The 21,396-nt window shown below is 63.7% G+C and carries 26 protein-coding genes and 2 pseudogenes; 13 read left to right on the plus strand and 15 right to left on the minus strand.

Annotation, left to right across the window (positions count from 1 at the left end; all coding sequences use genetic code 11):
- Positions 1 to 25 precede the first annotated feature (25 nt).
- Together X741_RS22575 and X741_RS158805 are read right to left on the minus strand one after the other, a co-directional pair.
- Positions 26 to 187, minus strand: a complete 162-nt coding sequence (locus X741_RS22575) for a hypothetical protein (RefSeq protein ID WP_023776934.1) — start codon at positions 185 to 187, stop codon at positions 26 to 28.
- A 116-nt stretch (positions 188 to 303) separates the two neighbouring features.
- A complete protein-coding gene (locus tag X741_RS158805) occupies positions 304 to 1,251 on the minus strand; it encodes a ring-cleaving dioxygenase (protein ID WP_023776935.1) in 948 nt (315 codons plus the stop codon).
- A gap of 55 nt (positions 1,252 to 1,306) precedes the next feature.
- On the opposite strand from X741_RS158805, the gene X741_RS1000000170305 reads away from it, so the two are divergent.
- The 4 genes from X741_RS1000000170305 (at position 1,307) to X741_RS158790 (ending at position 3,774) form a co-directional block, all read left to right on the plus strand.
- Positions 1,307 to 1,717, plus strand: a complete 411-nt coding sequence (locus X741_RS1000000170305; protein ID WP_198023942.1) for a hypothetical protein — start codon at positions 1,307 to 1,309, stop codon at positions 1,715 to 1,717.
- 104 nt (positions 1,718 to 1,821) lie between these two features.
- Positions 1,822 to 2,412, plus strand: coding sequence for a DJ-1/PfpI family protein (locus X741_RS158800; RefSeq protein ID WP_023763716.1), 591 nt, complete (start codon positions 1,822 to 1,824; stop codon positions 2,410 to 2,412).
- Between the two features lie 66 nt (positions 2,413 to 2,478).
- Positions 2,479 to 2,886 (plus strand): hypothetical protein, encoded by a 408-nt coding sequence (locus X741_RS158795; protein WP_023776936.1) that lies wholly within the window; start codon positions 2,479 to 2,481, stop codon positions 2,884 to 2,886.
- 168 nt (positions 2,887 to 3,054) lie between these two features.
- On the plus strand, positions 3,055 to 3,774 hold the full coding sequence (locus X741_RS158790; RefSeq protein ID WP_013892621.1) for a YafY family protein: 720 nt from the start codon (positions 3,055 to 3,057) through the stop codon (positions 3,772 to 3,774).
- A 49-nt stretch (positions 3,775 to 3,823) separates the two neighbouring features.
- Here the strand turns inward: X741_RS158790 and X741_RS158785 are convergent, their stop codons facing one another.
- The 3 genes from X741_RS158785 to X741_RS158780 form a co-directional block, all read right to left on the minus strand.
- Positions 3,824 to 4,519: a DUF1013 domain-containing protein gene (locus X741_RS158785; protein ID WP_023776937.1), complete on the minus strand. Its 696-nt coding sequence runs from the start codon at positions 4,517 to 4,519 to the stop codon at positions 3,824 to 3,826.
- 444 nt (positions 4,520 to 4,963) lie between these two features.
- Entirely contained in the window at positions 4,964 to 5,104 is a 141-nt protein-coding gene (locus X741_RS1000000168055; RefSeq protein ID WP_013892619.1) for a DUF1127 domain-containing protein, read from the minus strand.
- A gap of 221 nt (positions 5,105 to 5,325) precedes the next feature.
- Positions 5,326 to 6,336: an NAD(P)H-quinone oxidoreductase gene (locus X741_RS158780; RefSeq protein WP_031249894.1), complete on the minus strand. Its 1,011-nt coding sequence runs from the start codon at positions 6,334 to 6,336 to the stop codon at positions 5,326 to 5,328.
- Positions 6,337 to 6,458: 122 nt separating this feature from the next.
- Here X741_RS158780 and X741_RS158775 point away from each other — a divergent pair, with 122 nt between their 5' ends.
- From X741_RS158775 to X741_RS158765, 3 genes are all read left to right on the plus strand, one after another.
- Positions 6,459 to 6,653, plus strand: a complete 195-nt coding sequence (locus X741_RS158775; protein WP_023763713.1) for a DUF1192 domain-containing protein — start codon at positions 6,459 to 6,461, stop codon at positions 6,651 to 6,653.
- A 90-nt stretch (positions 6,654 to 6,743) separates the two neighbouring features.
- Positions 6,744 to 7,991 (plus strand): MFS transporter, encoded by a 1,248-nt coding sequence (locus X741_RS158770; RefSeq protein WP_023776939.1) that lies wholly within the window; start codon positions 6,744 to 6,746, stop codon positions 7,989 to 7,991.
- A gap of 31 nt (positions 7,992 to 8,022) precedes the next feature.
- Complete coding sequence (locus X741_RS158765; protein WP_023763711.1) at positions 8,023 to 8,286, plus strand: metalloregulator ArsR/SmtB family transcription factor; 264 nt, start codon at positions 8,023 to 8,025, stop codon at positions 8,284 to 8,286.
- Positions 8,287 to 8,317: 31 nt separating this feature from the next.
- Here the strand turns inward: X741_RS158765 and X741_RS158760 are convergent, their stop codons facing one another.
- From X741_RS158760 to X741_RS158750, 4 genes are all read right to left on the minus strand, one after another.
- Positions 8,318 to 8,782 (minus strand): SRPBCC family protein, encoded by a 465-nt coding sequence (locus X741_RS158760; protein ID WP_023776940.1) that lies wholly within the window; start codon positions 8,780 to 8,782, stop codon positions 8,318 to 8,320.
- 102 nt (positions 8,783 to 8,884) lie between these two features.
- Complete coding sequence (locus tag X741_RS0134300) at positions 8,885 to 9,208, minus strand: metalloregulator ArsR/SmtB family transcription factor (protein ID WP_031249895.1); 324 nt, start codon at positions 9,206 to 9,208, stop codon at positions 8,885 to 8,887.
- Between the two features lie 5 nt (positions 9,209 to 9,213).
- Positions 9,214 to 9,870: a glutathione S-transferase family protein gene (locus X741_RS158755; RefSeq protein WP_023776941.1), complete on the minus strand. Its 657-nt coding sequence runs from the start codon at positions 9,868 to 9,870 to the stop codon at positions 9,214 to 9,216.
- A 114-nt stretch (positions 9,871 to 9,984) separates the two neighbouring features.
- A complete protein-coding gene (locus X741_RS158750) occupies positions 9,985 to 10,821 on the minus strand; it encodes an alpha/beta hydrolase (RefSeq protein WP_023776942.1) in 837 nt (278 codons plus the stop codon).
- Between the two features lie 92 nt (positions 10,822 to 10,913).
- Between X741_RS158750 and X741_RS158745 the strand changes: the two genes are divergently transcribed.
- From X741_RS158745 to X741_RS01000000166385, 3 genes and pseudogenes are all read left to right on the plus strand, one after another.
- Complete coding sequence (locus tag X741_RS158745; RefSeq protein WP_023776943.1) at positions 10,914 to 11,435, plus strand: helix-turn-helix domain-containing protein; 522 nt, start codon at positions 10,914 to 10,916, stop codon at positions 11,433 to 11,435.
- 76 nt (positions 11,436 to 11,511) lie between these two features.
- On the plus strand, positions 11,512 to 11,745 hold the full coding sequence (locus tag X741_RS158740) for a hypothetical protein (RefSeq protein ID WP_013892611.1): 234 nt from the start codon (positions 11,512 to 11,514) through the stop codon (positions 11,743 to 11,745).
- A 183-nt stretch (positions 11,746 to 11,928) separates the two neighbouring features.
- A pseudogene (locus tag X741_RS01000000166385) lies at positions 11,929 to 12,434 on the plus strand (heme-binding protein).
- Positions 12,435 to 12,444: 10 nt separating this feature from the next.
- On the opposite strand, the gene X741_RS158735 reads toward X741_RS01000000166385, so the two are convergent.
- The 4 genes from X741_RS158735 to X741_RS158715 form a co-directional block, all read right to left on the minus strand.
- Positions 12,445 to 12,846 carry a hypothetical protein gene (locus X741_RS158735; protein ID WP_023776944.1) on the minus strand — a complete coding sequence of 134 codons (402 nt, stop codon included), beginning with the start codon at positions 12,844 to 12,846 and terminating at the stop codon, positions 12,445 to 12,447.
- Between the two features lie 155 nt (positions 12,847 to 13,001).
- A complete protein-coding gene (locus X741_RS158730; RefSeq protein WP_023776945.1) occupies positions 13,002 to 13,961 on the minus strand; it encodes an agmatinase in 960 nt (319 codons plus the stop codon).
- 252 nt (positions 13,962 to 14,213) lie between these two features.
- On the minus strand, positions 14,214 to 14,396 hold the full coding sequence (gene rpmF / locus X741_RS158720) for a 50S ribosomal protein L32 (RefSeq protein ID WP_008834724.1): 183 nt from the start codon (positions 14,394 to 14,396) through the stop codon (positions 14,214 to 14,216).
- 141 nt (positions 14,397 to 14,537) lie between these two features.
- Positions 14,538 to 15,299 (minus strand): transglycosylase domain-containing protein, encoded by a 762-nt coding sequence (locus X741_RS158715; protein ID WP_031249896.1) that lies wholly within the window; start codon positions 15,297 to 15,299, stop codon positions 14,538 to 14,540.
- Positions 15,300 to 15,396: 97 nt separating this feature from the next.
- Between X741_RS158715 and X741_RS158710 the strand changes: the two genes are divergently transcribed.
- The 3 genes and pseudogenes from X741_RS158710 (at position 15,397) to X741_RS1000000170310 (ending at position 19,677) form a co-directional block, all read left to right on the plus strand.
- Entirely contained in the window at positions 15,397 to 16,305 is a 909-nt protein-coding gene (locus X741_RS158710) for a polyprenyl synthetase family protein (protein ID WP_031249897.1), read from the plus strand.
- A gap of 54 nt (positions 16,306 to 16,359) precedes the next feature.
- Positions 16,360 to 17,115 (plus strand): SDR family oxidoreductase, encoded by a 756-nt coding sequence (locus tag X741_RS158705; protein ID WP_023763702.1) that lies wholly within the window; start codon positions 16,360 to 16,362, stop codon positions 17,113 to 17,115.
- A gap of 109 nt (positions 17,116 to 17,224) precedes the next feature.
- Positions 17,225 to 19,677, plus strand: a pseudogene (locus X741_RS1000000170310) (response regulator).
- A gap of 18 nt (positions 19,678 to 19,695) precedes the next feature.
- Here the strand turns inward: X741_RS1000000170310 and X741_RS158700 are convergent.
- Together X741_RS158700 and X741_RS158695 are read right to left on the minus strand one after the other, a co-directional pair.
- The gene (locus tag X741_RS158700; protein WP_023776948.1) at positions 19,696 to 20,448 is read right to left on the minus strand and encodes a Stf0 family sulfotransferase; all 753 of its coding nucleotides are present in this window, start codon (positions 20,446 to 20,448) and stop codon (positions 19,696 to 19,698) included.
- A gap of 89 nt (positions 20,449 to 20,537) precedes the next feature.
- Positions 20,538 to 21,392, minus strand: a complete 855-nt coding sequence (locus X741_RS158695) for a lytic transglycosylase domain-containing protein (RefSeq protein WP_023776949.1) — start codon at positions 21,390 to 21,392, stop codon at positions 20,538 to 20,540.
- Between the last annotated feature and the right edge of the window lie 4 nt (positions 21,393 to 21,396).

Here is a 21,396-nt window from a genome sequence, read left to right on the forward strand (position 1 = left end):
ACCGGGTAGGCTCGTCTTGGCCGCCCTATGTCAAATGCCCGAGCACGGCGGCCAGCGAGATCGCGGCCATGGCGAGCAGCGCCAGCTTCCAGAAATCAGCCCGTCGCTTGAGCCCGGGCCAGCCGAGCGGCTTGATCAGCTGGATGATCATGAAGCCGATAATGACAAGGGCGAGGAATTTCGTCATGCCGCCTTTGACCAGCAACGTGGCTGGCTGTCAAAGCGGATCGTCCGGTCTCCGGGAAAGAACCGGCGCCGCGATCCCGAACCGGGACGCGGCGCCCGCCTTGAGCACGCAGCGGCTTATTTCAGCGGCTTCAGCCCAGCCTCGATCGAAGCGCGCCTTGCTTCGAGGAATGGCGGCAGGGCCAGGCTTTCGCCCAGCGTCTCCAGCGGCTCATCAGCGGTGAAGCCCGGCCCATCGGTGGCGATCTCGAACAGGATGCCGTTCGGCTCGCGGAAATAGAGCGAGCGGAAGTAATAGCGCTCGACCTCGCCGCTCGACGGCAGGCGGAATTCGGCCAGGCGCGCCGTCCACTGATGCAGCGTCTCCTGGTCCGGCGCCCTGAACGCAACGTGATGGACCGCACCGGCGCCTTGCCTTGCCGGCGCGACACCTGGCTGCACCAGGACATGCAGCTCCGCCGCCGGCCCACCCTCGCTCATTTCAAAGACGTGAACCTGGCCTTCCGGCGACGCATACTCCCGCGCCTTGCGCATGTTCATGACCCCCCTCACCACCGCCTCGGTGTTGGTGATGTCGGGGACACTGATGACGATCGGTCCGAGCCCGCGGATCTGGTGCTCGGCCGGAACCGGACTTTGCGCCCAGGAATGACTGTCGCCCTTGCCGCCATCGCTGACCAGCCGCAGGCGCTGGCCCTCGGGGTCTTCGAAATCCAGGCTGGCATAGCCGCCAATCTCGGCGATTTCTCCCGTCGCGATCGTCTCGCCGGTCAGGCGTCGTTTCCACCAGGCAAGGCTTTCCCGGCTGCCGACCCTGAGGCTGGTCCGCACGATGCTGTGCGTCCCGCGCCGCTCGTTCCCGACCGGCCAGTCGAAGAAGGTGAGGTCGGTGCCCGGCGTAGCCTCGCCGTCAGCATAAAAGAGGTGGTAGGCCGAGGTGTCGTCCTGGTTCACCGTCTTCTTGACCAGCCGCAAGCCGAGCACCTTCGTGTAGAAGTGAAGATTGCCGGGCGCGTTGGCCGTGATGGCGGTGAGATGGTGGATTCCTGTCAGTTGCAGACTCATCGGGTGTCTCCCTGTTTTGGGGGGAATTTTCTCCTTCCATATCGGAACGGCAGCCATGACGCTGAAGGCCACGCGCTCCGACAGTCCGTCGCCGCTGATTGAACAACGGCAGATTGATTTTCCCCTAATCAGTGAACAATCCGCTGTCGGTAAGCTGGTCGGAAGCCGTGGTCCCAAGAACCACACCCCGGCGACCCGCGCCCGTCCGCGCTATTGTCGTGCGCCTGCCATCCTCCTGACAGACTGCTGTCAGGAGGGGTATGCGATACTGCCTCCAGTCAGAGAGAGGAGAATAGTCATGAACGGGTTTACCATTCTTCGCGGCGTGCAGCACTATGTCGGCAAGGTGCGGACCATGCGCAACGAAATTCGCACCCAGCGCTTCATGAATTCGCTGCCGGCGGACATCCGCAAGGATATCGGCTGGCCGGACATGTATGCCGATCGTCGCCATCGCGGCAATTGAGACAAGATTTCGAGACAGCGCGTTGGACATGGGCGCGTCAACGCCCAGATATATCGCGACATGCATGAAAACAAAGTCCGGCGCTAAAGGGATGGAGCGAGCTTATGCCTGATCGGAAGACAATCGGCTTTCTGTTCATCGAAGGCTTCGCCGACTGGGAATATGGCTTGCTGGCGGCCTCGGCGGTGGAATGGTTCGGCGCCCGCGCCGTCTCGCTGACGCCTGAAGGCAAGCCGGTAACCGGAATCAGCGGTTTTCGGCTAACGCCCGACCGCTCCGCGAGTGTCGATGAGAATGCAGATCTCGATGCCGTCGCCGTAATCGGTTCCGATCAATGGGCGGGCAAGGCACAGCCGGATGTCGCAGGACTGCTTACGGCCGTCGCGTCCCGCGACGGCGTCGTTGGCGGCATCTGCGCCGGGACGCTTGCGCTGGCCCGGGCCGGCCTGTTCGCGAAGGCCAGGCATACCAGCAATGGCCGCGACTGGATCAACCGCCACGAAACCGGTTATGCCGGCGACATCAACTACCAGGACGTCCTGCATGCCGTGGCCGACGGCAGGATCGTTTCCGCGCCGGGTTCGGCGCCCGGCACCTTCGCCCTTGCCTTTTTGCAGACGCTCTACCCCGAAAAGGGCGGCGATCTCGCGCAGATGCGGGGGCTGTTCGCCAGGGAGTATGCTGAAGCCTCCTGACAGTATGCTGTCAGGAGCTGCGTGCGATGGTGGGATAATGCGCATGGCCGGCCGAGAGGACGATCGATGAAAAGCTGGAACGACAGGCTGAACACGCCGGGCATCAACGGCGTGAAACCAACGCCGCGCACGATGGGAGACGTCGTCGAAGGCCAGCCGATACTGGTGCCGACGGCGCGGCAGGTCGACGATTTCATCCGTTCCATTCCCCAAGGCGTCGAGATGGAGGTGCGCGCGTTGCGCACCGCGCTTGCCGTCGAACATGGCGCCGAAGTGACATGCCCGGTCACCATAGGCTATCATCTGCGCACCGTTGCCGAAGCCGCCAGGGAGGATCTCGAACGCGGCATGACGCTGAGCGACATCGCCCCATTCTGGCGCGTGCTCGATGCGAAGACGCCGACAACGAAAAAACTGTCCTTTGGCGCGGAGTTCGTTGCCGCGCAGCGCAAGCGCGAAGGGCTGAAACCTTAATGCATGTCATTTGGAAGTGGATCCTGTCCGGGAGCCACTGCATGCATGGAGCAATTCCGGTGTGGAACGGTTTTCCGTCCGGAATTGCATCAAGACAAAGAGTTGGAGCAGGTCGCCGTTTCCATAAAACGGTGAACTGCTCCAGGAAAAACACTGGGGAAGCAAACGATGCGCCGCGCCGACAGGCTCTTTCAGATCGTGCAGCATCTGCGTGGTGGCCGTCTGGTCACCGCCCAGAAGCTCGGCACGTGGCTCGAGGTTTCCGAGCGAACGATCTATCGCGACATAGCCGACCTGCAGTCGACCGGGGTGCCGATCGACGGCGAGGCTGGCGTTGGCTACATGATGAGGGAGGGTTTCGACCTTCCGCCGCTGATGTTCACGCGTGACGAGATCGTGGCGCTGGTTGCCGGCGCGCGCATGGTGCGCGCCTTCGGCGGCGCCGCCATGGCGCGTGCCGCCGACGAGGCGCTGGTCAAGATCGGCGCCGTGCTTCCCGATGCCGAGAAGGACCGCATTGCCCGCACCGAGATCCACACGCCGATGTGGGTGGTCAGCGACGCCGCCCGCGAGGCGATCGACCTGATCGAGCGCGCGGTGGAAAAGCGCCAGGTGCTGACCATCGACTACTCGGACGAGGCAGGGCGCGGCACCGCGCGCGACATCCGGCCGCTCGGCCTGTGGTTCTGGGGCAAGGTATGGACGCTGGTCGCCTGGTGCGAGATGCGCGACGACTTCCGCGCCTTCCGCATCGACCGCATCGCCTCGGTGGTCATCGCCGGCCGCATCTTCAAGCCAGAGCGCGGCAAGCAGCTCGCCGACTTCTACCGCGCGGTGGAACGCAGCGAGGACTACGGCATGGCGCCGGACCGCGCGGCGCGAAACTGACAAAAAAGCCCGCTCGAAGCGGGCTTTTTTGTCGTCATGTTGCGGGCGCTCATTCCTCGTCGCCGGAATCCTCATCCTTCGACTTCAGTGCCGAGAGCTTGGCGAACACGGCGTTGGCATCGAGTTCGGCGTCCTCGTCCTTCGGCTTCTCCGCAGTCGGCACCAGCCGCTCGGTCAGGGCCGCCGGCAGCAGCGTGTCGCCGACCGGCTGCGCCTGTTCGCGGCCACGCGAAGCGCGATTGACCTCCATGTCGAGGTCGATCTGCGAGGCAAGGCCCAGCGTCACCGGGTCCATCGGCTGCAGGTTGGCCGAATTCCAGTGCTTGCGTTCGCGGATCTGCTCGATCGTCGACTTGGTGGTGCCGACGAGGCGCGAAATCTGCGCGTCCTTGAGTTCGGGGTGGTTGCGCACCAGCCACAGGATGGCATTCGGCCGGTCCTGGCGCTTCGACAGCGGCGTATAGCGCGGGCCTTTGCGCTTGGATTCGGGCACGCGAACCTTGGGGTCCGAGAGCTTCAGCCGATGGTTGGCATCCTTCTCGGCGCGCGCGATCTCGTCGCGGGTCAGCTGGCCGGTCATGATCGGGTCCATGCCCTTGATGCCTTGCGCCGATTCGCCATCGGCGATCGCCTTGACCTCGAGCGGATGCAGCCCACAGAACTGCGCGATCTGCTCGAAGGAGAGCGCGGTGTTGTCGACCAGCCAGACGGCGGTCGCCTTGGGCATCAGCAGCGTATTGGCCATTTTAAAAATCCTTCTCGTTCGCCCGCGTTCCCGTGCGGGCGGTGGTTTAGAGCCACCAAAATGGGAAATTCGCGGCCTGTATAACCGTTCCCTGCCCGTTTCGCAACGTTTTTGGATGCACTCGCCGGAAACCGCGAACCGGTGGCTAACGGAACGGCTCGGCGCCGTTGAGCAGCGCGACCATCTGGCTCCGCTGGCGGGTTCCGGTCTTGGCGCCACCACGCCGTCCCGCGGCAACCGCCTGCCAAAAGTGCCATGCCGAAAACTGAGGTCAAGCCCGCCGCCGCCGATATCGCGGGACAGTTGACCGGCCGCTTTTTCTTGGCCCAAAAAGACAAAACCCGCCGGACAGTGTCCAGCGGGTTCGGAACCGGAGACGGGTAACGTCTCGACGGCTCTACTTCCAGGCGTGGACCCGGCCCTGTGGCCGGGTCACGCTTGAAGTCAGATCGCCTGACGGGCGATCCGTTCGATGTCGCCACGGTTGATGCCGAGGTCGCTGAGCTGACGTGCGTTGAGGCGGTTCAGTTCACGCACGGTCTCGTTGTACATACGCCAGTTACGGAAAGCGCGGATCGGGTTCATGGTAGTCCTCCAAATGGGGTGTTCGTTTCGATGATGCTCAAATAGTCATCATCGAGGGCGACTTGAATGGCTGATTTTGCATAGCAATGATGCAAATGCTGCATTGCACCATTAAGGTTCTGTTCATCTTGTAGGCAGGCGCGTGCCGCGCTGACCCAGGACGCAGAGATACCGGCCAGGCAGGCATCACCGAATGTCGATACGCCCTATTCAACAGCCTGCTAGCCGACGTCGAGCACGATCTTGCCGATATGCTCGCCCTCTTCCATCCGCTCGTGCGCGCGCCAGGCTTCGCTGAGGGGGAAGATCATGTCCATGACGGGAGCAATCTTGCGTGTGCCAAGCAGGGGCCACACCTGCGCTTCGAGCGCTGCCGCGATCGCCGCCTTGAATTCGACGGTACGCGGCCTCAGCGTCGAACCCGTATGGGTCAGCCGCTTGACCATGATTTTCGAAAAATCGGCGCTGGCGACAGCACCGGCCTGCACGGCGATCTGGACGATGCGGCCCTCGACGGCCGCGGCCTCGTAGTTTCGCTGGACATAGTCGCCGCCGACCATGTCGAGGATGACATTGGCGCCCTTGCCATCCGTCGCCTCCTTGACCGCCGTGACGAAATCCTCCTCGCGATAATTGATCGCCCGGTCGGCACCGAGCTTCAGGCAGGCGTCGCACTTCTCCTTGCTGCCGGCAGTGGTGACGACATAGGCGCCGAAGGCCGAGGCAAGCTGGATCGCCGTGGTGCCGATGCCGGACGAGCCGCCATGCACAAGCAGTGTCTCGCCCTTCTTTAGGCCGCCGCGTTCGAACACATTGTGCCAGACGGTGAAGTAATTCTCCGGCACCGCCGCCGCTTCGGTGTGGGTGAAGCCGGCCGGCAGCGGCAGCACACTGCCAGCATGGACTTTGACGTATTCGGCATAGCCGCCGCCAGGGGTGAGCGCGCAAACCCGGTCGCCGATGCGCCAGCGCGATATCTCGTCGCCAAGGGCGGCGACTTCACCCGACGCCTCCAGGCCCGGCAGGTCCGATGCGCCGGGCGGCGGCGGATAGGCGCCCTTGCGCTGCTGCACGTCGGGCCGGTTGACGCCGGCGGCATGCACCTTGATCAGGATCTCGCCGGGACCGGGCTGCGGCACATCGCGCATTTCCGGCTTCAGCACCCGTGGGCCACCCGGCTCCGAAATTGCGATCGCCGTCATCCTTGCCGGAATTTTCTGTCCGCTCGCCATGAAGTTTCCCGTCTTTCCTCGCCGCATTCTTACCGGCTGTTTGCATCGACACCCCCGCCCTATGTATGCTCATTGCCAAATCAGGCAAATGGCCAATCTGGTGTGGCGGAGGAGGAGCAACGATGGCGATCTTCGACGACGAACCCAAGAAGAAGGCGCGCCCGCACGAAATCGGGCAGGATCTGGCGCTGCTGTCCGTCGGTGAACTGTCGGAGCGGATAGGCATCCTGCGCGACGAGATCGCCAGGCTGGAGGCGGAACTCAAAACCAAGGACAGCACCAAGTCGGCGGCCGAGGCACTGTTCCGCCGCGGATAATCCGTCAGTGGCACGGGCCGCCGCCGAAAAGCCCGAATGCGACTGTCTTCAGACCCTGTCACCCGTTCCAGAGTCCAGCCGGATCAAAAAATGCTCGCATCCTACAGACCGATCCTTTCCCTGCTTCGCGGCACCGCCTTCCTGCTGGCGGCATCGGGGCTGCACGGGCTGCTGCTGCCGCTGCGCGGCCAGGTGCAGGGCTTCTCGACCGCATCGCTCGGCTTGATGGGCACGGCCTGGGCGGGCGGCTTCGTCACCGGCTGCTTCTTCGCGCCGCGCATCGTGCGCCGTGCCGGACATGTGCGCGCCTTCGGCGCCTTTGCCGCCTCCGGTGCCATCGTGGCGCTGCTCACCGGTCTCATCATCGACGAATATGTCTGGATCCTGCTGCGCGCCTTCACCGGCTTCACCATGGCCGGCGCCTTCATGGTCATCGAGAGCTGGCTGAACGAGAAAGCCACCAACGAGAACCGCGGCACCGTCTTCGGCCTCTACATGATGGTCACCTATGCCTCGATCATGGGCGGACAGATGATCGTCGCCGGCGGCGACGTGAAGTCGGCGTCGCTGTTCATGATCACCGGCATCCTGTTCTGCCTGTCGTTGATCCCGACCGCGGTGTCGACGGCGTCGCACCCCAAGCCGCTGCAGGACGTCAAGCTCGACGTCAAAGGGCTTTACGCCAACTCGCCGGTCTCCGCGATCGCCTGTCTATTGATCGGCATCGCCAATGGTGCCTGGGGCACGCTCGGTGCCGTCTATGGCGCTCGCATCGGCATCTCCACGGCGGAAATCGCCTTGATGATGAGCCTCGTGGTCGTTGCCGGCGCCGCCATGCAGCTTCCCGCCGGACGCCTGTCCGACAAGACCGACCGTCGTTTCGTGCTGGCGGGTGCCGCCTTCGGCGCGGCGCTCGTCGCGCTCATGATCTTCGTGTTCGAACCGCGCTCCGGTGTCTTCGTCATCGTCTTCACCGCAGCCTACGGCGCCTTCGCCTATACGCTCTATTCGATCGCCGTCGCGCATGCCAACGACCACGCCCGGTCGGAGGATTTCGTCAAGGTATCGGGCGGGCTGCTGCTGCTCTACGGCTTCGGCACCATGATCGGGCCGTTGCTGGCTGCGGCCCTGATGGGCTGGATGCGTCCGGAGGGCCTGTTCCTGGCAACCGCCTTCGCGCATCTCTGCCTGGGCGGCTACACGCTGCTGCGCATCAGCCGCCGCGCCCCGGTGCCGATCGAAGGCCGTGACGCGTTCAAGACCCAGCCGGCCGACCGCTCCGTGACGCCGGAAGCACTGCGTCTTGACCCAAGAAGAAAAGCAGAAGCAAGCAGTTGAGATTCGAAAGACTTTGCCCCACAAATAAGCGATGATGTTTTCCGACGCCTTCATGGCGATCGCCGACCCTAATCGGCGCCACCTTCTGGAAGAACTTCGACGCGGCCCGAAGACCGTCAACGAGTTGGCAGCCGGGCTGCCGGTTTCACGCCCGGCCGTCTCACAGCATCTGAAAGTTTTGCTCGACGCCGGTCTGGTCCATGCCAAGGCCGAAGGCACGCGGCGTGTCTATACAGTAAGCAACGCCGGCTTCCTGAGGCTCAACATCTGGCTCGATCAATTTTGGGAAGCCTGATTTTTTGATGTGCTTGCCGGCTTCTCGTCCTTCAGTTGCCGGAGCTTAAAAAAACGCCGAGCAAATCGAGCAACACCCCGGTCCCGTGCTCACGTGTGTCCGACGTGTCGTGACCGTCGAGGAAAGCACCCTGCTCGGTCAACACCAGCCGCGTGCCCTTGCCTTCGGCGCGAAGTTCGATCGTGGCCAACGATACCGAGATGCGGGTTGCGCCGAACAGCATGTCATAGCTGTAGACGATGCGCTGGTCCGGCACGATGTCCTGATAGGTGGCGGTGTAGACGTGGATCGGCCCGTCCTTCGGCCCGCCGGCATTGACCTCCTTGCCGCCGACGCGAAAGTCCAATTCAAAACGGCCGGGCATCGGGTTGTCGGGATCGGTGAACCAGCGCCGCTTGGCGTCCGGGTTGCTGAGCGCGAAGAAGACTTTCGACGGCGGCGCCGGATAGAGTCGCTCGATGACGAAGGTGGAGTGGACAACGGATCGTTCGGTCATGGAATGCGTCCTTGTTGGTCAGCTGGATTGATTCTGTGGAATGAAAACGTCGCAGCGGTGGTCCGATCTGTTTTGCCGGGCATGATCGTCTCCTGCTTCGTTTCAACTTTCGGCGAGAAAGTCGCCGAGCCGATCCAGCCGGCGCTCCCAGGACAGACGTCGCTCGTTGATCCAGTGTTCGGCCGCTCTCAAGGCTTTCGGCTCGATCTGGCAGGTCCGCACCCGCCCAACCTTGCGCGTGCGCACCAGCCCGCTTGCCTCCAGGAGGTTCAGGTGCTGGACGACGGCCGACAGCGACATCGCCAGCGGCTCGGCCAGCTGGCTGACCGAGGCAGGGCCGCGCGACAGCCGGTCGACCATCTGCCGCCGCGCCGGATCGGCGAGCGCCTGGAACATCAGGTCGAGCTGGGCGGCATCGTGCAGCATCGCGGTCAGCCGTTATTGTAGGGGAAGAGCTTGAAGTAGGGCTGCGCCTCCTCGATCACCCTGCTGAAGGCGGGGCGCTGCAGCAAGCGGTCGTGATAGCCTTTCACGGCCGGGTATTTGTCGCCGAACGGTTCCACCTTGTTGGCATAGAAGAGCGCCGGAGAGGCCGCGCAATCGGCCATGGTGAAGGCATCGCCCATCGCCCAGACCTTCGACTGCATCTCCTGCTCGACGATGGCGTAGGAATTGCGCAGCTGGTCGCGTGCCTGCTCGACGCCGAATGGATCGGTCTTGTCCTGCGGCCGCAACCGGTCGCCGACGATCTTCTGCATCGGCTCCTGCACATAGAAATCATAGAAGCGATCGGCTTGGCGGACCGCCAGCGCCTGGTCGATATCGGCGGGAACGAGTTCGACCGGGCCCGGATAGTGCGCGGCCAGATATTCGACGACGATGGTCGATTCCAGCAAACTGCGGTCGCGCGCATCGTCACGCAGCGCCGGCATCTTGCCGGTCGGCGAAATCTTCAGGAAGGCGCCGCGGGAACCGGCATCGCCGAGATTGACGATGACTGGCGTGAATGGCGTGCGGTTCTCGTAAAGCGCGATCAGCGGCTTCCAGCAGAAGGAGGCCAGAGGATGGAAGTGAAGGGTCAGGGACATTCTTTTCTCGTCCGTTTCTGGTTTATCGGAGGCCGGATGCCTGCGCTTTGAACACTGAAGCGTTTACTTAACTATTGCGGCAAGCCTTGTCCGTCAAGGCTCGCCCGGGACGTCTCAATTGGATCGGATATGCGCGACAATGGCGGCGGCAATCGCCGGCCAGTCTTGCGGATGCATCTCGTGTCCGCCGCCTTCGACGCGCAGGAGTTTCGCGCCGGCGACCGCCTTCGCCAGTGCCTCGCCATGCTCGACCGGAAAGATCGGATCGGTCGTGCCGTGGATGACCAGCAACGGCGCCGTCATCTCGTGCAGGCGGCCGTTCCATTCGTCGCTCCCCTTCAGCAGGAAGTGGTTGGTGGCGCTCAGGAAACCACCGGAACGGTCATAATCCCGTTCGATAAAGTCTCTCATTCCGGCCTCGTCGAAGGGATGCGCCGTGCTGGCGATCGCCCTGATATCCCGTACCATGAATTCGATCACCTGGCCGCGATCCGACCAGTCGACACCAGCGCCCTCGGCCGAATGCTCGGCGTAAGCATCGATCATATGCGGCAGATGCGAGGTGTCCATGCCCATCGGCGAGCTGCTGATCACGATCAGCGACGCGACACGGGAGGGATGCTTGAGCGCCACGCGTTGCGCGATCATCCCACCCATCGACATGCCGGCGATATGCGCCTTGCCGATGCCATGGCTGTCGAGGACACCGATCGCATCATCGGCCATGTCGTCGAATGTGTAGGGCAGCTCGCCGGGCGGATATTTGGTCGAGCGGCCGGTATCGCGATTGTCGTAGCGGATCACGTAGAGGCCGGCATCGGCGAGTTTCCGGCAAAGCGCCTCCGGCCACCAGAGCATCGAGGCCATCGCGCCCATGATCAGCAGCAGCGGGGGACTTTCAGGATCACCGAAAGCTTCGGATATGATCTCCGGGTGATTGATCGTCGTCATGGTATGGCCTCCCAATCCGATTGCATTTTGCAATCGGTTGCACCATAATAAAACTGATACGATAATGCAACTGGTTTTGTGGAGAGAATCGAATGAGCCTTGATCGCCGGTCCGGCTGTCCGATCAACCTGTCGCTGGAAGTGTTCGGCGACCGCTGGAGCCTGGTCATCCTCCGCGACATGATTTTCGGCGGCAGGCGCCATTTTCGCGAACTGCTCAACGGATCGATGGAAGGCATCGCCTCCAACATCCTCGCCGACCGGCTGAAGCGGCTGATGGAATTGGGCATGCTGACCAAGGCCGACGACCCCTCGCACAAGCAGAAGGCGATCTACAGCCTGACCGAGATGGCCATCACGCTGGTGCCGATCCTTGCCCATCTCGGCGCCTGGGGTCGCGTCTGGCTGCCGACCAGCGAGGAATTGTCGATCCGCGCCGAGCTTCTGGAAAAGGGCGGACCGCCGATGTGGGAAAAATTCATGGACGAGTTGCGCCATGAGCACCTCGGCGAACCGGCCGCCCCGACGGCCGGCCCATCCGTGCGGGCGACCCTGCAAGCGGCCTATGAGGCCGTCGTCGCCAGCAAGGCGCGCGCCGCGAGCCCGGCCGCGTGACCAACTATTTTCCCCGTTGAGAGGCCGCCTCTGCTACAAGAGGCGGAAAACGCACTTTACGGGATTGGACAGGCTGTTGGTTGAGAACTCCAGGGATACGGCCCGCGCGCGCGCCGATCTGCGCTTCAAGAAGCAGGAAGAAGCAGCGACCGTCCGCCAGAAGGCGATGGCGGAATATGTGGCCGAGAGCGACGCCCGCAAGGCCAAGACCGACAAGCTGCGCGCGCTGCGGCTCGCCAAGGAAGCCGAAGACCTTGCCAACGCGCCGGCAGTGCCCGCCAAGAAGCCCGCCCGCGCCAAGAAAAAGTAACGCACGGCGCCGCCAGCAGCTTCGACCTGGTTCTGAACCGAACGATTGTCGATCGCATATCGGGTCCATCTCGCTCCACGGCCGTCCATCACACTGCTTCACGAGAAGCAATTTCAACCGAAAGCGGGATTGCTTCATCCGGCTGGCGGTCGAAGATTGACTCATTTCAAACAGGAGACTGCAATGACCGCACTGCCGCTGGAAGAAGCCAATGACATCATCGCCGCGGCCTTCGCCAAGGGCGCTGATCTCAAGCTCAAGCCGCTTGGCGTCTCGGTGCTCGATGCCGGCGGACATCTGGTCGCCTTCCAGCGCCAGGACGGCGCCTCGTTCCTGCGCCCGCAAATGTCGGCCGNGATGCCGGCGGACATCTGGTCGCCTTCCAGCGCCAGGACGGCGCCTCGTTCCTGCGCCCGCAAATGTCGGCCGGCAAGGCCTATGGCGCGCTGGCCATCGGCATGGGTTCGCGCAAGGTCGAGGCCTTCGCCAAGGAGCGCCCGCATCTCGTCGCCGGCATCTCCGACGTGTCGGGCGGACGCGTTCTGCCGGTGGTCGGCGGCGTGCTGATCCGCGACAAGGCCGGTGCCGTCATTGGTGCCGTCGGCATTTCCGGCGATACGTCGGACAACGACGAGGCCGCGGCCATCGCCGGCATCGAGGCCGCCGGCTTTGCCGCCGATCCCGGCTGAGGCATCGGTTCTAGTTGACGTTGATGTCCCGGCTGGCCGACCGCATCGACACCGCGAATCCGGCCAGCACATCGAACAGCGCGATGATCATCAGCGTGAAGAAGATGGAGTGCGCCGCGCCCTTCACCAGCAGGAACTCGACCAGGAACGCGACGAAGACCAGCGTCGACAGGAGATGATCCATGATCGAGGCGCTGGTGGTGCGCGCCGACTTCACCATTTCGAGGAACAGGAAGATCAGCCCGATCAATATCATCAGGTCGCCGAGCGTCATCGAGAACACCCCGCCCGACATCATGCGGAACGAGAACACCTCGCTCGCCCACGGATCGTCACCGCCGCCGAAAATTCCGAGCAGTCCAAGATTGTAGAGAATGAAAGGCACGATCAAGAGCGGGACGGCACCGAACATCTGGCGTCTCCATATGGGGGCATCTTCTGTAGAATGCGCCGCAGGCACGCCGTCAAGATTTTTCGTGCAAAGCCGCAAACACGGTCGAAGACCGGGTGCAACAACCCTGTCAGCCGTTGCCCGGCTGACAGGGTTTCAGTTCTAGCGCTTGATTTTCAGTTCTGGCGCTTGAATTGACCGGCGCGAACGGCGGCACCGATGACATTGAGGATGATGTTGCCTGCCGTCATCGACGTGATCTCGTTGATATCGCGTGCCGGCGCGATCTCGACGATGTCGACGCCGACCACTTCGCCCTTGGCGAACAGCCCCTTGATCAGGTCGATCGTCTGGCGATAGGTGACGCCGCCGGGCGACGGTCCCTCCACCGCCGGCATCACGGCCGGATCGAGACCGTCGGCGTCGATCGTGAGGTAGTAACGGCCGCCATCGGGAATGCGCTCGAGCAGGGCCGCCGTGCCGATTTCCTGCCACTGGCCAGCGGTGATGATGTTGGAGCCGTAGGCGCGTGCCGCTTCGACTTCTTCCATGCGGGCGCTGCCCTGGCCGCGAATGCCGAGCTGGAAGATCGCCTCGATATGCGCCATTTCGGATGCCCGTCGGATCGGGCTGGAGTACCCTTCCTTGACGCCGTTGACATTGTCGCGCCAGTCGAGATGGGCATCGATCTGCACCAGCGTGATCGGCCCCTCCCCATCGAGCGCCCGGAAGATCGGGATCGGAATGCCGTGGTCGCCGCCGATGGTGATCGGCAGCGCGCCGGCGGCACGTATCTTGCGGATCGCCGCCTCGGCTCTGGCGTAATGCCCGGTGGAATCGGACGCTTCGCCCGGCACGTCGCCGGCATCGACCACCTTGACGTCCTGCCCGTCGAACAGGGTGCCGCCAATGTCGAAATCATAGCGATCGAGCCCAAGGCTGATACGTTGCGAGGCACGCCGCACCGCGGTCGGCGCATTGGTCTGGTCGTTGATGGTCTCGTCGATCGTATAGGGCGCGCCGTAAGGCATGCCGATGATGGCGACATCGGCACTCAAACGGTCGAGATCCTCGACCAGCGGAAAGTCCAGGAATGTCTGGAAGACGGTGCGCGGCGTGACGGTCAGCTTGGACATGGGGTCTCCTCTGTTGCCTCGCCTTCGCCATCATCCGCGGCTCGAGCGGCCGGGTCCCGGGTGTTTCAGCCACATGAAATGGCGGCGACGAAAGCGTTCAAACCCCAGTACAGCAAGGTCACTCCGGTGAATATCGCCACCGACCGCCTTGCCTTTGGCATAGGCCATGCCGGCCCGGACGCCCTCCAAACGCAAAAAGACCGGCCACTGGCCGGTCTTTTTTTGCAACCAAAACCGTGGGAAAAGCTGGTCTCAGCTTTCCTTGGGGGTCAGCACCTGGCGACCGCGATACATGCCGGTCTTCAGGTCGATGTGGTGCGGGCGGCGCATTTCGCCGGAATTCTTGTCCTCGACATAGGTCGGGGCCTTGAGGGCGTCGGCCGAGCGGCGCATGCCGCGCTTGGACGGAGAGGTTTTGCGTTTCGGAACGGCCATGGATATGCTCCACTACATGGTCAAAAGCCCCGCCCGCCCTCGTGAAAGGGCCATGTCGGGGCCTAAATCTGAGAAAGTCGGGTGCCTATACACGCCTGATGCTGTTTTGGCCAGCGCTGCCGTGAATTTTTTTGAGCAAGCCTACCGGAGACAACCGACATAGGCGCCGGAACGGCCGGCCCTGCGTTCGATCAGATTGGCAAGCCTTCTCAGACCCGGCCCGGGTTTCGCCGGGTTGCGGGCGATCGGGTTTGGCAGTGTGACGGCCAGAAGTGCCGCCTGCCGTCTGGACAGCTGTTTTGCCGAAACGCCGAAATGGTGCTGCGCCGCGGCCTCGATGCCATAGATGCCCGGTCCCCATTCGGCGATGTTGAGATAGATCTCCATGATGCGCCGTTTCGACATCACCGCGTCGAAGTAGACGGCCAGCGGCAGTTCGACGACCTTGCGCACCGAGCCCAGCGGCCGCGACCACAGGAAAAGGTTCTTCACCGTCTGCATGGTGATGGTCGAGGCACCGCGCGTCGCCTCGCCGGCCAGCGCGTCGTCGACGACGCCCCTGAGTTCGCCGAGATCGACGCCGCGGTGGAAGCAGAACTGTCCGTCCTCCGACATGATGACCGAATGGGCCAGCACCGGCGCGACATCGTCGATCGATACCCAGCGCCGGTCATAGCCGGAGAATGTCGTCAGATCCTTCAGCATCAGCGTCGACACCGGATGCACGAAGGGTGGCAGGTAAAGAAAGGTGAATACCACCGGGATGAGCGCCAGTACGGCGGCCACGACGATGCCACGCCGGACCCAGCGTCTGAGACTGCGGCGGTTCACGCCGCGCGATCTCGGCGCCATGTCCAGCTTTTCGGTTTCATGATCGACGATCGGTTCCGCCAAGCCGCCCAACCCGTGCTTCTCCCTGCCCCCGGCATAATGGCGCTTGCCTTCTTGCGCAACGTCTGAGTGTCGGCTACCGCTCCCGGCCATGACGAATGACGACGAAATGGCGTTCGAAATGGCGCTCATCAGGCGGGCAGCCGCCGTCGAGGTACTGCTGCGGCGGCTGCTCGACGACCGTCCGCTTACAGGTGAGATCGCGCGGCCCGGCCGTCTGATGGCGGCGATGCGCCATGGCGTGCTGAACGGCGGCAAGCGCCTGCGTCCTTTCCTGGTGATGGAAAGCGCGGCGCTTTTTTCAGCCGATGGCGAGGCGGCGCTGCGCGTCGCAGCGGCACTTGAATGCGTGCACTGCTATTCGCTGATCCATGACGACCTGCCGGCGATGGACGACGACGATCTGCGCCGTGGCCAGCCGACAGTGCACAAGGCCTTCGACGAGGCGACCGCGATCCTGGCCGGCGATGCCTTGCTGACGCTGGCCTTCGACATCATTGCCGGCGAGGCGACCGTGCTGCCGGCCGAGCGGCGGGCTGCCCTTGTGCTGGCGCTCGCCCGCGCCGCGGGAGCCGGCGGCATGGTCGGCGGCCAGACGCTCGACCTCGAGGCCGAGCGCACGTCGCCGGACGAAGCCGGCATCATCCGGCTGCAGGCGATGAAGACCGGCGCGCTGATCCGCTTCGCCTGCGAGGCGGGCGCCATCATCGCCGGCGCTCCGGCCGAAGACCGCGAGCGGCTGGCCGAATACGGCTCGGNCGGCTCGGCCGTCGGCCTTGCCTTCCAGCTTGCCGACGACCTGCTCGACCTGACGGCCGACGCCAGCCAGATGGGCAAGGCCACCGGCAAGGACGCCGCCGCCGGCAAGGCAACGCTGGTGGCGCTGCACGGGACGAACTGGGCGCGAAGCCAGTTGCACGGGCTTGTCGAGCAGGCGCACACGTTGCTCGAACCCTATGGCGAACAGGCGGCGTTGCTGAAGGCAGCCGCCACATTCGTCGCGACGCGGAACAACTGACGGCGGGCGCCGATATCGGGACCGCATGGCGAGAACCAACGGAGATCAGCGTAGATGTCATCCAATCTGTTCGATCTCGCCGGGCGCCGGGCGCTGGTAACCGGCTCCTCGCAAGGCATCGGGTTCGCTTTGGCCAAAGGGCTGCGCCAAGCCGGCGCCGCGGTGATCCTCAACGGCCGTGACGCGGAAAAGCTCGACGCCGCGGCAGCGCAGATCGGCGGGGCGGAAACGCTCGCCTTCGACGCCACCGACCATGACGCGGTCCGCTCCGCGATCGACAGTTTCGAGCTGTCCGGCGGGCCGATCGACATATTGGTGAACAATGCCGGCATGCAATTCCGCACGCCGCTCGAGGACTTTCCCGCCGACGCGTTCGAACGCCTGCTGCAGACCAATGTCGCCAGCGTCTTCCATGTCGGCCAGGCCGTCGCCCGGCACATGATCCGTCGTGGGCGCGGCAAGATCATCAACATCGCCAGCGTCCAGACGGCGCTTGCCCGCCCCGGCATCGCGCCCTACACGGCGACCAAAGGCGCGGTCGGCAATTTGACCAAAGGCATGGCGACGGACTGGGCCAGGTTCGGCCTGCAATGCAACGCCATCGCGCCCGGCTATTTCGACACGCCGCTGAATGCCGCACTGGTCGCCGACCCGGCATTCACCGAATGGCTTGAAAAGCGCACGCCGGCCGGCCGCTGGGGCAAGGTCGAGGAGCTGGTCGGGGCTTGTGTCTTCCTCGCCTCCGATGCCTCGTCCTTTGTCAACGGCCATATCCTCTATGTCGATGGCGGCATCACGGCATCGATCTGATCTCGCTACTCCGTTGTCGAGCAACTCGCCGGTCCGCGCGAACGAAATCTTAATGTAAATGAAGCGTAATCCCGACCACTAAAATAATGCGTATGTGTTGGGGTTGCGCATGCCGGAATATTCTTCCTTCATCCGATTGGTCCGGATTCGTTATCTTTCAGGATTGTTGGCCTTCGCGCTGGCTTCGGCCATCATCATTTTCGCGCTCAATCGCGTCAATTCCTTCCGCCATGAGGTCGATGCGCTGAGCGCCAATCTCGTGATCTTCACCCGCGACCTGCGCAACGCAACCAGCTTCTCCGAGACAACCAGCTCCGCCTGGCGGGCAGAAACGCGCGATGCCCTGACCACCGCGGCGCGTGGCCATTCGGAGCGCCTGACCGGCGAGATCGAAACGCTGAGCGCGCAGCTCGCCGCGATCCGGTCGCGCCTGTCCGCAGGGACCCTCAACGAGCTCGAAGCGGCCTCCGTCAACGGCGACCTGTTCTGGTCGCCGCGCGACATGGTGCGCAACTTCAACCTGATGTCGGTGGCGCAAAAGACCGACGAATGGAGCTCCCGCGAAATCCGCAACCAGAACGATCTGTTCGTCCAACCCATGCTGGTCCGCGTCCGCACCGCCATGGATGAAGAGCGTCACCTGGCCGATATCGCCAGCGACCGGCTGCTGCTCTGGGCGAGCGGCCTTTTGTTCGCGGTCCTGGCCGTCGTCGCCTTCTGGATCTTCCGGCCGATGGAACAGGCGATCCGCCGCGCCTTTGCCCAATCGGCCGAATCCCTGTTCAAGGCCGAGGCCGCCGACCGTGCCAAGTCAGAATTCCTGGCCAATATGAGCCACGAGATCCGCACGCCGATGAACGGCGTGCTCGGCATGGCCGAACTCCTGGCCAAAACCGAACTGACCGCTCGCCAGAAGACCTTCACCGACGTGATCGTCAAATCGGGCAACGCGCTGCTCACCATCATCAACGACATTCTCGATTTTTCCAAGATCAATGCCGGCCAGCTGACGCTGGACCCCGCACCCTTCCGCCTTTCCGAAGCGGTCGAGGACGTGGCGACGCTGGTATCGGCGCGCGTCGCCGAAAAGAACCTCGAGCTGATCGTGCGTGTCGACCCGCGCCTGCCGGCCTATGTCGTCGGCGACGCCGGCCGGTTCCGGCAGATCGTCACCAACCTGGTCGGCAATGCGGTGAAGTTCACCGAGAAGGGCCATGTGCTGATCGATGTCGGCGGCGAGACCGTCAACGGCGTCGTCCAGCTCAAGCTGCGTGTCGAGGACACCGGCATCGGCATCCCGGCCGAGAAGCTGCAGAACGTGTTCGAGAAGTTCGCCCAGGTCGACGGATCGTCGACCCGCCGCCACGAAGGCACCGGGCTTGGACTTGCCATCGCCGCCCGTCTCGTCGACCTGATGGCCGGAAAGATCGGCGTCGAGAGCAGATCGGCCGCGGCTCGGTGTTCTGGTTCGCAGTGCCGCTGCCCCTTCACACTGCCCAGGCGCGCGACGAGATCGTGCCGGTGGACGTCACCGGCGCCCGCGTGCTGGTCATCGACGACAATCCGGTCAACCNCGTGATGGTGATGTATTTCGGCGAAGCGGTCGAATACGGCTCGCGCGACGAGATCGTGCCGGTGGACGTCACCGGCGCCCGCGTGCTGGTCATCGACGACAATCCGGTCAACCGCGAGATCCTGCTCGAACAGCTGAGGAGCTGGAGCTTCGACTGCGCCGCCGCCGAAAGCGGCGCGGTGGGACTGGCCTTCCTCGACCGCGCCTACCAGCTGGGTGCCGCCGTCGACTGCATCATCCTCGACTACCAGATGCCCGGCATGAACGGTGCCGACGTCGCGCGGGCCATTGCCGCCGACAGCCGGCTGTCGGCCATCCCTATCGTCATCCTGACCTCGGTCGACCAGGTCGATTTCGGCAAGATGATCATCGACTTCGGCATTGCCGCGCATCTGACCAAGCCGGCGCGCTCCGCGGTTCTGCTCGGCACCGTCATCTCGGTCATCCAGAAGGCCCGCTCCCAGGTCGGCAAGGCGCAATTCACGCGCGAGCCTGTCCAGCCTCAGCCCCAGGCGGCACCGCTCCCCTTCACCGTCATCCGTGGCCCCGCCTTGCCCGTGGTCCCGGCGCCGGAATCCACCGCCACGCCGAACGGGCCGATCGACATCCTCATTGCCGAGGATAATGACGTGAACCAGCTTGTGTTCGGCCAGATCCTCAACGGCCTGGGCCTCAGCTACCGCATCGCCGGCAATGGCCGCACGGCGGTCGAGATGTACCGGTCGCTGCGACCCAGGCTGATCCTGATGGACGTCTCGATGCCCGAGATGAACGGCTATGAAGCGACCCTCGCCATCCGGGCGATCGAGACCTCTTCGGGCGGCCACATCCCGATCATCGGCGTCACCGCGCATGCGCTGAAGGGCGACCGGGACAAATGCATCGAGGCCGGCATGGACGACTATCTGCCCAAGCCGGTTTCACCCGATCGCCTCGGCGCCAAGATCGGCACATGGCTGAGCGAGACGGTGGTGGCCAAGACGGCCTGAGCACCCTCCATCGACACCTCAGACAGCTGCGTCCACATGAAAGCGGTGCATCCAGTCCAGGCTCGTCTCGTCGGAGAGCTTTGCGACGCCCGGCCGCACCGCCTCGGCGTCAGGCGCTTGAACGCCCAGGGCTTCGCAGATGGCTAGCAACGCCGCGGCCGGATCGGCGGAAAGGCGCTCATAGCCTACCCGCAACGGGGTGACGCCGTGTTTTGCGAACCATGTGTTCCAGGCCGCGTCATACGCTTCAAGCTCGGTGAGCTCGCCCTTGATCCGCTGGAAATCATACCGAGGTTGCCCGGGAATTCCGACCCTCTCGATCTCGGTTCCGTCGGGCGCGACATGCCAAAGGCCGGTCTGCTGCGCCTTCACCAGCGAGACAGCCTGCGCCAGCTTGTCCTCGCGCGACAGATGTATGTAGAGGATACGACCAAAGGCCATTTCGAAGCGCGCTGTGTCCGACGCAAGCCCAGGAAAAATCCGGTCGAGGATCCCTGAAAGCTCATCCAGGTTTTCGCGCATCAGGCGTAGGCCAAAGATGCCTGTCCCGCCCTTCCCTGCAGCGATTGCCGCATTGAGATAGGCAACACTGAATTCGAGCTCGTCCATCGTCTCGCGGGCTGGCAGTTTCCACTCCTGCGCCCACTCCGTCACATCCTGCCGCCGGTAGAAGGAGTGAGGATCGCCTGATGCCCCGGTGGAGGCCAGCAGCTTGCACAGCAAAGTGCTCCCGGTTCTCGGCGTGCCGCAGATAATATAGGCGTCGAACATATGGCCGCTCTTGTCGTGTTTGAGGCAGGGCAAGCCCGGCAATCGATCGCCGCCGATAGTCGAAATTGTTGCTGGATGCGACGGGTCGGCTATCGGTTGCGCACCACCACGCAGGCTCCGCCGACGCTCTGCAGTTTTTGGCAGATGAGATTGGCGTCGGCGCGGTCATTCACCCCGATCCTGACGGCATAGATGCCGCGCCGGCCGATCGGCGTACGCACACGGCTCACCACCGGGTCATGGCCGCTGAGCAGGGCCGGGAAACGGCCTCTCACCCGCAGCCATTGGCCGATCGCCGCGCTGCGGCGGAAATTGCCCGCCACCTGGACGCCCCACGGCTTGACGTTGATCGAAGCCATCGCGACGGTCCTCGACATGATCACCGGCAGCTTGCGGCAGGCGGCGGCAAAATCCCTCTTTGCGTCGAGGGGTTCGACCTTACCGGCATAGGCACGGTCGGTGAACTTGTCGACCGGCTCGCCCATGACGTCGAAGACATAGCTCTCGGTCTCCATCGGCAGGAAACCGCCCGAACCCAGCCAGCGCGACACCCGGCTTTCGCCGGCATTGTAGGCGGCCGCCGCCAGGCCGAGATTGCCGTAGCTGACTTTCATTTCGGCCAGGTATTTCGCCGACGCCGGGATCGCCTGGTTGATGTCGAAGGAATTGGCGAGCCCGCGCATCTTGGCGGTGCCCGGCATGAACTGGGCGATGCCTTCGGCGCCGACGGGGCTGACCGCGTTGGGATCGAACCGGCTTTCCTTCCAGATCAGCCGGGCGAAGAAATCCCGGGGCAGCCCGTTCTGGTCGGCATGGGCCTGGATCAGGTTGCAGACCTTGTCGATCAGCCTTTGCTTGGCCGATTGCGGCGGGTCCGCCTGAACCATCGTCGACCAGGCCAGCCCGCACAGGGAAATCAGCGCCACCCAGAGGAAACGCTGCATTTGC

It is taken from the genome of Mesorhizobium sp. LNHC221B00 (assembly GCF_000502935.1).
GTDB classification, from domain to species: Bacteria; Pseudomonadota; Alphaproteobacteria; order Rhizobiales; family Rhizobiaceae; genus Mesorhizobium; species Mesorhizobium opportunistum.

What these genes read in the sequence shown, in the direction of transcription:
- X741_RS158775 (WP_023763713.1), top strand. Translation starts at nt 6,459, where the DNA reads ATGGCGATCTTCGACGACGAACCCAAGAAGAAGGCGCGCCCGCACGAA.
- X741_RS158765 (WP_023763711.1), top strand. Translation starts at nt 8,023, where the DNA reads ATGATGTTTTCCGACGCCTTCATGGCGATCGCCGACCCTAATCGGCGC.
- X741_RS158695 (WP_023776949.1), bottom strand. Translation starts at nt 21,392, where the DNA reads ATGCAGCGTTTCCTCTGGGTGGCGCTGATTTCCCTGTGCGGGCTGGCC.
- X741_RS158760 (WP_023776940.1), bottom strand. Translation starts at nt 8,782, where the DNA reads ATGACCGAACGATCCGTTGTCCACTCCACCTTCGTCATCGAGCGACTC.
- X741_RS1000000168055 (WP_013892619.1), bottom strand. Translation starts at nt 5,104, where the DNA reads ATGAACCCGATCCGCGCTTTCCGTAACTGGCGTATGTACAACGAGACC.
- X741_RS158705 (WP_023763702.1), top strand. Translation starts at nt 16,360, where the DNA reads ATGTCATCCAATCTGTTCGATCTCGCCGGGCGCCGGGCGCTGGTAACC.
- X741_RS22575 (WP_023776934.1), bottom strand. Translation starts at nt 187, where the DNA reads ATGACGAAATTCCTCGCCCTTGTCATTATCGGCTTCATGATCATCCAG.
- X741_RS158770 (WP_023776939.1), top strand. Translation starts at nt 6,744, where the DNA reads ATGCTCGCATCCTACAGACCGATCCTTTCCCTGCTTCGCGGCACCGCC.
- X741_RS158790 (WP_013892621.1), top strand. Translation starts at nt 3,055, where the DNA reads ATGCGCCGCGCCGACAGGCTCTTTCAGATCGTGCAGCATCTGCGTGGT.
- rpmF (WP_008834724.1), bottom strand. Translation starts at nt 14,396, where the DNA reads ATGGCCGTTCCGAAACGCAAAACCTCTCCGTCCAAGCGCGGCATGCGC.
- X741_RS158700 (WP_023776948.1), bottom strand. Translation starts at nt 20,448, where the DNA reads ATGTTCGACGCCTATATTATCTGCGGCACGCCGAGAACCGGGAGCACT.
- X741_RS158750 (WP_023776942.1), bottom strand. Translation starts at nt 10,821, where the DNA reads ATGACGACGATCAATCACCCGGAGATCATATCCGAAGCTTTCGGTGAT.
- X741_RS158735 (WP_023776944.1), bottom strand. Translation starts at nt 12,846, where the DNA reads ATGTTCGGTGCCGTCCCGCTCTTGATCGTGCCTTTCATTCTCTACAAT.
- X741_RS1000000170305 (WP_198023942.1), top strand. Translation starts at nt 1,307, where the DNA reads ATGACGCTGAAGGCCACGCGCTCCGACAGTCCGTCGCCGCTGATTGAA.
- X741_RS158805 (WP_023776935.1), bottom strand. Translation starts at nt 1,251, where the DNA reads ATGAGTCTGCAACTGACAGGAATCCACCATCTCACCGCCATCACGGCC.
- X741_RS158730 (WP_023776945.1), bottom strand. Translation starts at nt 13,961, where the DNA reads ATGTCCAAGCTGACCGTCACGCCGCGCACCGTCTTCCAGACATTCCTG.
- X741_RS158755 (WP_023776941.1), bottom strand. Translation starts at nt 9,870, where the DNA reads ATGTCCCTGACCCTTCACTTCCATCCTCTGGCCTCCTTCTGCTGGAAG.
- X741_RS158745 (WP_023776943.1), top strand. Translation starts at nt 10,914, where the DNA reads ATGAGCCTTGATCGCCGGTCCGGCTGTCCGATCAACCTGTCGCTGGAA.
- X741_RS158780 (WP_031249894.1), bottom strand. Translation starts at nt 6,336, where the DNA reads ATGGCGAGCGGACAGAAAATTCCGGCAAGGATGACGGCGATCGCAATT.
- X741_RS158785 (WP_023776937.1), bottom strand. Translation starts at nt 4,519, where the DNA reads ATGGCCAATACGCTGCTGATGCCCAAGGCGACCGCCGTCTGGCTGGTC.
- X741_RS0134300 (WP_031249895.1), bottom strand. Translation starts at nt 9,208, where the DNA reads ATGCTGCACGATGCCGCCCAGCTCGACCTGATGTTCCAGGCGCTCGCC.
- X741_RS158795 (WP_023776936.1), top strand. Translation starts at nt 2,479, where the DNA reads ATGAAAAGCTGGAACGACAGGCTGAACACGCCGGGCATCAACGGCGTG.
- X741_RS158800 (WP_023763716.1), top strand. Translation starts at nt 1,822, where the DNA reads ATGCCTGATCGGAAGACAATCGGCTTTCTGTTCATCGAAGGCTTCGCC.